Source organism: Gracilibacillus xinjiangensis (assembly GCF_042651765.1).
GTDB lineage: Bacteria > Bacillota > Bacilli > Bacillales > Amphibacillaceae > Gracilibacillus > Gracilibacillus xinjiangensis.
In genome coordinates, this window is sequence record NZ_JBHSDT010000008.1 from 907,362 (window position 1) to 919,282 (window position 11,921).

The 11,921-nt window shown below is 36.3% G+C and carries 8 protein-coding genes; all 8 read right to left on the minus strand.

What is annotated here, in order from left to right; all coding sequences use genetic code 11:
- Positions 1–144 precede the first annotated feature (144 nt).
- Entirely contained in the window at positions 145–4,434 is a 4,290-nt protein-coding gene (locus ACFOY7_RS15860) for a PolC-type DNA polymerase III (RefSeq protein ID WP_390253303.1), read from the minus strand.
- Between the two features lie 94 nt (positions 4,435–4,528).
- Positions 4,529–6,226, minus strand: a complete 1,698-nt coding sequence (locus ACFOY7_RS15865) for a proline--tRNA ligase (RefSeq protein ID WP_390253305.1) — start codon at positions 6,224–6,226, stop codon at positions 4,529–4,531.
- A 138-nt stretch (positions 6,227–6,364) separates the two neighbouring features.
- Entirely contained in the window at positions 6,365–7,621 is a 1,257-nt protein-coding gene (rseP, locus tag ACFOY7_RS15870; RefSeq protein ID WP_390253307.1) for an RIP metalloprotease RseP, read from the minus strand.
- A 33-nt stretch (positions 7,622–7,654) separates the two neighbouring features.
- Positions 7,655–8,809, minus strand: coding sequence for a 1-deoxy-D-xylulose-5-phosphate reductoisomerase (dxr, locus tag ACFOY7_RS15875; protein ID WP_390253309.1), 1,155 nt, complete (start codon positions 8,807–8,809; stop codon positions 7,655–7,657).
- Positions 8,810–8,835: 26 nt separating this feature from the next.
- Positions 8,836–9,618, minus strand: coding sequence for a phosphatidate cytidylyltransferase (locus ACFOY7_RS15880; protein WP_390253311.1), 783 nt, complete (start codon positions 9,616–9,618; stop codon positions 8,836–8,838).
- A gap of 13 nt (positions 9,619–9,631) precedes the next feature.
- Positions 9,632–10,390 (minus strand): isoprenyl transferase, encoded by a 759-nt coding sequence (locus ACFOY7_RS15885; RefSeq protein ID WP_390253312.1) that lies wholly within the window; start codon positions 10,388–10,390, stop codon positions 9,632–9,634.
- A gap of 198 nt (positions 10,391–10,588) precedes the next feature.
- Positions 10,589–11,146: a ribosome recycling factor gene (gene frr, locus ACFOY7_RS15890; RefSeq protein ID WP_390253314.1), complete on the minus strand. Its 558-nt coding sequence runs from the start codon at positions 11,144–11,146 to the stop codon at positions 10,589–10,591.
- Positions 11,147–11,148: 2 nt separating this feature from the next.
- Positions 11,149–11,871, minus strand: a complete 723-nt coding sequence (pyrH, locus tag ACFOY7_RS15895; protein ID WP_390253316.1) for a UMP kinase — start codon at positions 11,869–11,871, stop codon at positions 11,149–11,151.
- Positions 11,872–11,921: the final 50 nt, after the last annotated feature.

Here is an 11,921-nt window from a genome sequence, read left to right on the forward strand (position 1 = left end):
AATTGGCAAGGGATTGTGTTAAACCCTATAACGCAGCTGTACCTACGAAGAAAGAGTGGGGTTTTCCCACTCTTTTGTAAGATCAATCAAATGAAATCTGTATAAAATATAACATGACTGGAGAAAAGATGCAAGAGTTTTGCATTAGAAGAGTGATAGCTGGTTCCTTTCTTCCATTCCCTCCAAACATCCATGTTGATCAAGATATTCCAATACAGTTTTCGAAATTCTGCTTCTTTCACGTAAATCCTCTTTTGATAAAAATTCTCCATCTTCTCTTGACTTTGCAATATTAATGGCAGCATTTGTACCTAGCCCGTCTACTGCATTAAAGGGAGGTATTAATGAATTACCATCAACTAAAAACTCTGTAGCAGAAGATCGGTATAAATCCACCTTTTGAAAATGAAATCCTCTTTCATTCATTTCAAGGGCGAGTTCCAGCACTGTTAAAACATTCTTCTCTTTTGGAGAGGCGTCATTCCCTTTGGCAATAATTTCTTTAATTCGATTACGTATAGCGTCTGAACCTTTAATCATTGTATCTAACTCAAAATCGTCCGCCCTAACTGTGAAATATGCGGCATAAAAGAATATAGGATAATGCACCTTAAAATAAGCGATTCTAATTGCCATTAGTACATATGCTGCAGCATGTGCTTTCGGGAACATATATTTAATTTTTTTACAAGAATCAATATACCAATCAGGCACATCGTGTTTTTTCATCTCTTCAATCCACTCATCTTGCAATCCTTTACCTTTACGGACAAATTCCATTATTTTAAATGCTAATGAGGATTCAAGCCCTTTATGCATTAAATAAACCATAATATCATCCCGACAACCAATAACATCTGGCAATTCACATATACCATTATTTATTAACTCCTGGGCATTCCCCAACCATACATCTGTACCATGACTAAGTCCTGAAATAATAACAAGTTCGGCAAAGGTCTTAGGCTTAGTATCTTCAAGCATTTGTCTAACAAAACGTGTACCGAATTCCGGCACACCCAATGTGCCTGTCTTGCACATTATTTGATCAGCGGTCACCCCTAATACCTCCGGCCCTGAAAATATCTTCATCGTTTCTTGGTCATCTGTCGGGATTGTTTGTGGATCGATCCCACTTAAGTCTTGTAACATCCTTATAACTGTCGGATCATCGTGTCCTAGTATATCTAGTTTTAATAAATTATCATGGATCGAGTGGAAATCGAAATGGGTTGTACGCCACTCAGAATTACGATCATCAGCAGGATATTGAATTGGGGTAAAATCATATATTTCCATATCATCTGGTACTACAATAATCCCGCCAGGATGCTGTCCGGTTGTCCGTTTTGCACCAGTACATCCTTTAACTAAACGATCTACTTCCGCATTCTTTATTACCATACCATGGTCACTTGCGTATCCTTTTACATATCCATAGGCCGTTTTTTCAGCAACTGTGCCAATTGTTCCTGCTCGATAAACATTGTCTTCACCGAATAATACTTTCGTATAGTTATGGGCTCTCGGCTGGTATTCACCGGAGAAGTTCAAGTCAATATCTGGTACTTTGTCCCCTTTGAATCCAAGAAATGTTTCAAATGGAATATCCTGCCCGTCTTTTTTAAATGGTGTCTGACATTTCGGACATTCCTTATCAGGTAAATCAAATCCACTACCTACTGAACCATCAGTAAAAAATTCGCTATGTTGACAATTCGGACAAACGTAATGTGGCGGTAATGGATTCACTTCAGTAATTTCCGTAAATGTTGCAATTAATGAGGACCCGACAGACCCACGTGAACCTACTAAATAACCATCATCTAGAGATTTTTTTACTAATTTATGAGAGATTAAATAAATTACCGCAAATCCATGTCCGATTATACTCTTTAACTCTTTCTCAATTCTATGCTCAACTAATTCCGGTAATGGATCACCATAAACCGATTTGGCAAAATTGTAGCTTAAATCACGAATTTCCTGCTCTGCCCCATCTATATTAGGTGTATATAAATCATCCTTTATAGGCTTAACTTCTTCTATATCGTCTACAATCATATTCGGATTCTTTATCACCACTTCAATCGCCTTCTCTTTTCCTAAGAAACGAAAGGCATCTAACATTTCATTAGTTGTCCTGAAATAAGTATTTGGTAACTTTTGGCGATTTAAAGGATTCCCACTTTGTGATGCAATTAAGATTTTACGGTAGATCTGATCATTTTCATCTAAGTGATGAACATTTCCTGTTGCGACACAGGTTTTTCCTAAGCGATCTGCCATTTCCACTAATTTTCTTAAAATATCCAAAAGCTGTGCCTCATTTTGAACTAATTCCTTTTCAATTAAATGAGCATAGTTCGCGGGTGGCTGAATTTCAATATAATCATAAAATTTCGCCACTTTTTCTGCCTGATCAGCAGATTTCTGCATCATTGTTTCGAATACTTCCCCTTTATCACAACCAGTACCAACAAGAATTCCTTCCCTTAATTGTTGCAGTTTGGATCTGGGGATTCTTGGCACACGATAAAAATAATCAATATGTGAAAGTGAAACAAGTTTAAAAAGGTTCTTCAATCCCACTTCGTTCTTAGCCAATAATGTAGCATGGAATGGGCGCGAACGTTGATAGGCATTTCCTTCCCCCATATGCTGATTAAATTGTTTGTGATTGGTTATCCCCTTTTCATTGGATAATTTGATAAATTTCCATAACAAATAACTAGTAGCTTCCGTATCGTAAATAGCTCTGTGGTGTTGAGTCAATTCGATGTCCAGCTTTTTACACATCGTGTTTAAACGGTGATTCTTCATTTCCGGGAATAAATAACGTGCTAGTTCCAGTGTATCAATGACAGGATTACTTGCTTCTTCCAAACCGATCTTCTTAAATCCTGTATTAATAAAGCCCATATCAAAATCAGCATTGTGTGCAACAAGAATATGATCACCCATCCAGTTTCTGAAATCTGTTAAAACTTCATCTACTTCTGGGGCATCTTGTAACATATCATCTGTAATGTTGGTGAGATTAATAATTGTTTCTGTTAAAGGTTGATGTGGGTTAGCGAATGACTCAAAACGATCAATTATCTCTCCATTTTTTATCTTCACTGCTGCTAGCTCGATTATCGTATCATAAACAGCAGAAAGACCAGTTGTTTCCACATCAAAAACTACATAAGTTTCGTCCATTAACTCTCTATCCTGAACATTATAAGCAATCGGCACACCGTCATCGACAATATTTGCTTCTACACCGTAAATCACTTTAACACCATGCTTTTTTCCTGCTCCATACGCTTCAGGGAATGCTTGTGCTACAGCATGGTCCGTTATTGCGATTGCTTTATGTCCCCATTTAGCCGCTTGTTCCACTAATTTTGATGCAGAAACAACGGAGTCAATTTGGCTCATTAATGTGTGGGCATGTAATTCTACACGTCTCTCTCCATCCATTCCGTGATCCTCGCGAGTTTTTGCTTTCACTTCCTGTATATCTTTTGCCATCATTGTAAGCTCATTCGTGAACGTATCTGTTTGAATCATGCCTTTTGTTTTCAACCACATCCCCGGCTTCAACTGTTTAAACTTGTCTACGTCCTGATCACCTTTTGAGAACATTTTGATTTGAAATGAGTCCGTATAATCAGTCATCTTTAACATTAATAAATGGCGACCAGATCGTAATTCGCGTATTTCTGCATCAAATAAATACCCTTGAAAAACAATATTTTTATCTTCTTCAATAATTTCTTTCATTTGAACAGGCTCATCTTTAATCGGATAACCAATCATAACTGGACCAGTGCTTGATTCTTCTTTATTATCTTTCGAACGTTCTTCTTGCTGCTTAAAGGCTTCCTCGACACGTTTTTTGTCCTCTATAGCTTTTTCTTGCTGAAATTTTTCAATTTCTTCTTGTTGTTCGTGAACATCTATTTGGATTATTCTTTTTTCCAAACCAGCATGGAGTGAAAATTGATCAAATCTTTTCTGAATATCTTGCATTAAGGAGTGTCGTTCAATCTCATTGCTAGTAGTTAACATAATATTATTATCGTTAAATAATGGCTTTTTATTTTCTAGCACTCGAAATTTAGGGGACTCCGTAATTAATTCAGAAAGAAAAATGGACCAATATTTTGCCCATTCATTCTCCTCTAACTTTCTCTGCTCTGCTGCAAACTTCCATGAAACTTTCGCTATAGACGAGAAAGCATCCGTTAATTTCAACACAAATAACTGGTAAATATCAGCAGGTAGCAATTGTTCTAAACGAAAGGAGAATTGCCATACTTTTGTTTGGCGAAATACTTCTAGCTTTTCTATCGCACCATTTTGCAGGTATTTGTTCTTCATATCATCAGGTATACCTATTTGCTGCATTAATAAATCGAATCTTTCCCTATTTGTGTTATCCACTCGTTTCACCCCTTTACGAAATGGTAATTCCCTTGCCACAGATGTAGACAAGGGAACAGATTGTTAATATGGTCTGAAAAATAATATAATATATTTATGCTAATAATTTGTTAATTTTATCAATTAATTCTGACTCATGTATATCGAATTGCTCGCCAGATTCACGTAATTTACATTCAAGGTAGCCTTCGTTTGCTCTTTTACCTACTGTGATTCTTATTGGTAAACCAATTAAATCACTGTCTGCAAATTTAACTCCAGGTCTTTCTTTCCGGTCATCAAATAAGACAGAGATATTATTATCTTGTAATTTCTGATAAACAGATTCGGACAGTGCTAACTGCTCATCGTTTTTAGGATTTACTGCAATTAAGTGGATATCATATGGTGTTACTTCTTTTGGCCAAACGATACCATTATCATCATGGAATTGTTCAACAATTGCTGCAATTGTCCTCGAAACACCAATCCCGTAACAACCCATTGTCATAATATCCTGTTTCCCTTGTTCATTTAAATAGGCAGCACCCAGCTTCTCTGCATATATATTCCCTAATTTAAATACATGCCCTACTTCAATTCCTTTAGCAAAACGGATCGTTCCTTTTCCATCTGGGGAAGGATCACCTTCTTGTATAAAACGAAGATCTTCCAAACGCGAAACATTAAAATCTCTGGCAGGATTAACATTTATATAATGTTTACCTGTCTCGTTAGCACCACAATACCCGTTTATAATTGAAGCTACCGCATGATCTGCGATAATCTCTATATCACTTACTTGTATCGGTCCCAATGAGCCGATTTCGGCACCTAATTGCTGTTTTGCCTCATCTTCCGAAGCTAATTCAACACTCGTTGCATTAAGTGCATTTTTCAATTTAATATCATTTATTTCATGGTCGCCACGAGCTAATACTAATACAAATTGATCGTCTACTTTGAATAACAGCGATTTAATTCCTTTTTCAAGGGGAAGCTTAAAATATTCAGAAACTTCCTGCATCGTTTTAGCATTCGGTGTATCCACTTTCTCTAATTCAGCTAATGGCTCATTACTTTTTTCATATGCTATTTTAACTTGAGCCATTTCTATATTTGCTGCAAAATCAGAAGTGTCTGAATAGGCAATTGTATCTTCTCCAATCTCAGATAAAACCATAAACTCATGTGTATCCTTTCCACCAATTGCACCAGAGTCAGCAATTACTGCCCGGAAATTAAGTCCACATCTTCTGAAAATATTCGAATAAGCTTTATGCATTCTATTATATGCTTCATCTAAACTTTCCTTCGAATCATGGAAAGAGTAAGCATCTTTCATAACAAACTCCCGACCACGAAGCAATCCAAAACGTGGACGTTTCTCATCACGATATTTTGTTTGAATTTGGTAAAGTGTTAGTGGAAGCTTTTTATAACTCTTTACTTCATCTCGAATGAGGCTGGTAATAACCTCCTCATGAGTAGCTCCTAATGCGAATTCACGGTCATGGCGATCATTTAATCGCATCAGTTCGGCCCCATAGCTGTACCATCTGCCTGTCTGTTTCCATAAATCAGCAGGTTGTAATGCTGGCATCAACATTTCTACTGCTCCCGCTTTCTCCATTTCTTCACGGACAATGTTTTCCACTTTTTTTAACACTTTGTTTCCCAAAGGTAAGAAACTATAGACTCCGGATGCAGTCTGTCTAATATATCCTGCTCTAACCAAAAGTTGATGACTCTTTATTTCAGCATCTGCAGGTACTTCTTTTAATGTAGGAATTAATGTTTGACTATGCTTCATTTCTGCATTCACCTCAAATATAAAATGTATTAAAAATACAGTGGACGAAATAGACGAAGACTCCAACGGAAAGTGAAGGTAATTCCCATACTACAATCTTCCACTAACTTGTAACGATTCTAACCATACTCTCTTTTCTTATAAAAATAGACGCTGAATATCATTCCATGTTACGACAATCATTAGTAACATTAGTAAAGCAAATCCTACAAAATGGACAATACCTTCTTTTTGCGGATCAATTGGTTTTCCTCTGACTGCTTCTATACCAACAAATAATAGTCTCCCGCCATCAAGAGCCGGCAATGGAACTAAATTCATTATCCCTAAATTAACACTTAAAACCCCAGTCCACATCAAGAAGTTTAGAAATCCTGTTTGAACAACTTGATCGGTTGCATCATAAATACCTACAGGGCCTGACAGCATATCAATGGAAAATTGACCGGTTATTAATTTACCTAAATTTGTGATAATTAATGTCGACCATTCATATGTCTCTTGTATACTGTAAGGGATAGTTCGTAAAAATGATTTTTCTAATGCTAAAGTTACACCTACCTGACCAATATTGCCTTGTTCCGTTTCAATGGAAGCTGGAACTACTTCGAGCGATACTTCTTCCCCATTCCTTAATACGACCATATCTACTGGTTGATTCGGACTTGATTGGACAAACTGCTCGAATTCACTCCACTCACTAACACTTTGGCCATTTATTTCAATTACAGTATCATTTGCTTCAAAGCCCGCTTCCTCTGCTGGACTATTTTCAACAACTGAACCGACTTTAATTTCATCAGCTGGTATACCTTGAATGAAACCCAAAATTAGAAAAATTAGAATGGATAAAACAAAATTCATCATAGGACCTGCAAATAATTGCATGCCGCGTTGACCGATTGTTTTAGATGCGAATTGCCGATTATATGGAGCGATTTGAGTCGCCTTTTCATCCATGATAAAGTGTGCTTTTTCATCTACTTGGAATGAGTAAAGGCGTTCTTCTCCCACTTCATATCCTTCAATTACAAGCTTATGGTCCAGATCGATATTTTCTACTTCGATAACTAGGCAATCCGGGTGTTTATCTTTATTGTTTACAATAATTCGATTTACTTTTTCATCATCATTAAAAGTAACTCCAATATGCTGCCCTGGCTTTATCTCAATAATTTCAGGATCTTCACCAGCTACCCGAACATACCCTCCCATCGGAAGTAACCTTATCGTGTAAAGTGTTTCATTTTTCATTGTGGAGAATATTTTCGGTCCAAAGCCAATGGCGAATTCCCGAACTAACATTCCCGCTCGTTTGGCAAAAATATAATGCCCAAACTCATGGACAAAAACAAGCAGGCCAAACATAAGAATAAAGGCGATAATTGTATTCAAAAAAGCACACTCCTCCCAAATTTACTAAAACGATCAAAATTCACTTGCAGTATTAAGAGCTTTTATCCTTGTCTCACTATCAATCGATTGGATTGTATTTAAGTCTGGCTTTGCAATTACTTGGTGGCTATTCATTAATGATTCAATTAATCGCTCAATTTCTAAAAATTTTATTTTTCCTTTTAAAAACAAATCTACCGCAACTTCATTTGCTGCATTCAAGACAGTCGGCATCGTACCACCTATTTTCCCTGCATCAAATGCATACCCCAAACATGGAAATCTGCTAAAATCCATTTCTTTGAAATGCAGTTTACTGATACTCACTAAATCTAAACTCTTTGATGAGGGTATATTGATTCGGTCCGGATAGGTTAAAGCATATTGTATCGGCACACGCATATCAGGTGTTCCTAATTGGGCGATAACACTCTGATCAATAAATTCTACCATTGAATGAATAATACTCTCTTGATGCTGAATGACTTCGATTTTTTCATAAGCTACATTGAATAACCAGTGTGCTTCAATCACTTCTAAACCTTTATTCATCATTGTAGCTGAATCAACTGTAATCTTAGCACCCATACTCCAATTAGGGTGATTTAACGCATCAGAAACGGTAACATATTGGAGCTCGTCCCTTGATTTATCGCGGAAACTTCCACCAGACGCTGTTAATATGATTTTCTTTAATCGATCATGAGATTCTCCATTTAATGCTTGAAAAATAGCTGAATGCTCACTATCAATTGGAAGAAGATTCACACTAAATTCCCTTGCTTTCTCCATCACCAAGTGTCCTGCTGTAACTAAGGTTTCCTTATTAGCAATTGCCACCTGTTTACGATGTTCAATTGCGGATAATGTAGCTTTAAGCCCTACACTTCCCATCACAGCATTAACTAACACATCTGTTTTGGGATGAATGCTTATTTCCTCTAAAGCTTCAACCCCCGTAATAATCTTATAATCACCTGTTAGCCTTGTCTTCAGCTTCTGCTTGACATGATTATCCTTAGCAACAATCCATTCAGGCTTGAATTTTTCGATAATTGGTAAGGCTTTTTCAACATTCTCTCCAAAAGAAATTGCAAATAAACGAAAGTGTTCTGGATGGGCTTCAATTACATCTAATGTTTGCAGTCCGATTGACCCGGTCGCACCTAATAGTGTTATATTCTTCATAAATCATACGCTCCAATATAAATAGTCTATGAGATAAATTGTATAAAATGCAATAATGGAAAAACAAATAACCAACTGTCGAATCGATCTAATATTCCTCCGTGACCAGGAAGGATCTTTCCTGAATCTTTTACATCATAATGTCTTTTGATCGCTGATTCAACTAAATCTCCAATTTGTCCAGCTATAGATGCCAATATTGTTACTACAATAACTAGAAATAACGACTCATGAACGGGATAAAAGAATTGGTAAATAACCGCAACAACACATGCAACGAGGATTCCTCCTAAAGCCCCTTCTATCGTCTTGTTCGGACTAATTTCCGGCCATAATTTATGCTTACCGATGGCTCGTCCGAAGAAATACGCCCCTGTATCTGTGGCAAGTATGATTAGAATAGCATAAAAAATATAGATTAATCCACTTTCTAATTCTCTTGTTTCCATAAAATAATAAAAACCAAGGCCTACATATATAGAAGACAAAATAAGAAAACCTGCGTCTTCAAAAGTGAATTTGTTTTTAACCAACACCGTATATGCCAGTAATAGAAGGACGAAAAACATAATTAATTCTAATCGTTTAGAGAAGAAAATACTATCCTCTTGGTATAACAAGCCCCACAACAGGAATATCGTAAGAATTGTCGGGATTGGGTAAGAGGTTGTTTTCCGCATATGCAGTAATTCTATTAAACCAACTGTAGCAATGATGTACATGATGATTTTAAATGGCCAGTCACCGATAAAAACAATCGGAAAGAAAATTAATATGGAGAGAATCGCTGTTATTGTTCTTATTTTCAAAATTATTCACACCTTAAATTCCGCCATAACGACGTTTTCGCTTTTGATAATCGTTAATGGCTTTTTCAAATTCTTCTTCATCGAAATCTGGCCAGAACGTATCAGTAAACCACAATTCTGAATATGCGGATTGCCAGAGTAGAAAATTACTAAGACGTAACTCTCCGCTAGTTCGAATTAATAAATCCGGATCCGTTAGATGAGAAGTATATAAATGTTCTGTTATAGTTTCCTCGGTAATATCATCAACCTTATACTCACCTTGTAAGATATCGTTACATATTGATTTTATTGATTGAACAATCTCGAATTTACTTCCGTAATTAATTGCAATATTAAGAATTAACCCAGTATTGTGTGACGTATTCTCGATTGCTCTCAATATAGCAGTTTGGGTGTTAATTGGCAGGTCGTCTATTTCACCAATTGTTTGTATTCTAACATTCTCTTCAATTAGCTCCGGTAAATAATGTTGCAGAAAATCAATAGGAAGTTTCATTAAGAAATCAATTTCGGTTGATGGCCTTTTCCAATTTTCAGTTGAAAAAGCATAAAGTGTTAAAATTTTTACATTATAAGTGTTTGCAATTTTTACAATTCTTTTGATATTATCCATACCTTCGCGATGACCAGCAATTCTCGGCAACCCTTTTTTTTGAGCCCATCGTCCATTACCGTCCATAATAATCGCAATATGGTCCGGAACTTTATCATATGAATTATGTATCTTTTTCGTATCTTTGTTCGTAAAAGGAAGTTTAAACAAAGCCATTTTATTTCCCCCAATGGTTCTCCATCATTATAGAGAGACTCTTTCCATTTAATATTCCTGCTAATCGAATTAGCAGACAATCATTATTAGAAACTTGGCTTATCAGTAAAGCCTAAGTTTTTCTTATAATATAAAGTGGAAAAACCCTCTTCTTAAAGAGGGTCTGTTTCACTCAACTTCATTTTACATGTTTTCCGCTTAAACTTCCATAATTTCTTGTTCTTTTTCTTTTGTTAATTGATCAATTTTTTTAATATTTTCGTCAGTTAATGATTGTACTTCATCCTGGAAACCTCTCAGTTCATCTTCCGTGATGTTACCATTTTTCTCTTCTTTTTTCAATTGGTCGTTGGCATCTCTTCGGATATTTCGAATTTGTACTTTTGATTCCTCTGCATACTTGCCTACAACTTTAACAAGATCCTTTCTTCTCTCTTCAGTTAAAGGAGGTATATTAAGACGAATGACATTTCCATCACTTGATGGTGATAAGCCTAAATCCGCTTTTTGAATAGCTTTTTCAATATCTCCGATAGAAGATTTATCGAATGGTGTAATTAATAACAATCTTGCTTCCGGAACAGAAATAGATGACAGCTGGTTTAGTGGTGTAAGTGCACCATAGTATTCCACTTGTACACTATCTAACAATGCCGGATTCGCTCTCCCAGCTCTGACTGTTGCTAAATTTTTTGAATATGCTTTTGTTGCCTGGCTCATTTTATCCTTTGCTTCATTTAAGATAGCTTGTGACATAATTAATTCCCCCTAATAATTGTTCCAATGTTCTCGCCTGTTACTGCTTTTTTAATATTACCTTCTTCCGAAATGGAAAAAACTAATAATGGAATATTATTATCCATACATAGTGATGATGCAGTTGAATCCATTACCCCTAAACCTTCATTTAATATCTCAAGGTAAGATAATTGATCATATTTTGTAGCATTCTTATCAATTTTCGGGTCTGCAGTATAAACCCCGTCCACATTGTTTTTTGCCATTAAAATAACATCTGCTTCAACTTCTGCTGCTCTTAAAGCTGCTGTAGTATCTGTTGAAAAATATGGATTCCCAGTTCCTGCAGCAAAAATAACTACCCGTTTCTTCTCTAAATGTCTGATAGCTTTTCTGCGTATATATGGCTCGGCAACTTGGCGCATCTCAATAGAAGTTTGTACTCTCGTTGGTATTCCCTGATTTTCCAAACTATCTTGTAATGCTAATGAGTTCATAACCGTTGCTAACATTCCCATATAGTCGGCATTAGCACGATCCATTCCCATTTCACTGCCGACTTTTCCGCGCCAAATGTTACCACCACCGACAACAACAGCGACCTCGACACCTAATTCCACAACATCTTTCACTTGTTTGGCAACAGATTGAATAATGGATGGTTCAATACCGAACCCTTGCTCCCCACTCAACGCTTCACCACTTAATTTCAAGACAATTCTTCTGTAGTTAGCAGTAGTCATAATTACCTCCATTTATGTATTAATTATAATAAAAAATAGCTTTATCTGTC

What these genes read in the sequence shown, in the direction of transcription:
- pyrH (WP_390253316.1), bottom strand. Translation starts at nt 11,871, where the DNA reads ATGACTACTGCTAACTACAGAAGAATTGTCTTGAAATTAAGTGGTGAA.
- ACFOY7_RS15865 (WP_390253305.1), bottom strand. Translation starts at nt 6,226, where the DNA reads ATGAAGCATAGTCAAACATTAATTCCTACATTAAAAGAAGTACCTGCA.
- frr (WP_390253314.1), bottom strand. Translation starts at nt 11,146, where the DNA reads ATGTCACAAGCTATCTTAAATGAAGCAAAGGATAAAATGAGCCAGGCA.
- ACFOY7_RS15885 (WP_390253312.1), bottom strand. Translation starts at nt 10,390, where the DNA reads ATGGCTTTGTTTAAACTTCCTTTTACGAACAAAGATACGAAAAAGATA.
- dxr (WP_390253309.1), bottom strand. Translation starts at nt 8,809, where the DNA reads ATGAAGAATATAACACTATTAGGTGCGACCGGGTCAATCGGACTGCAA.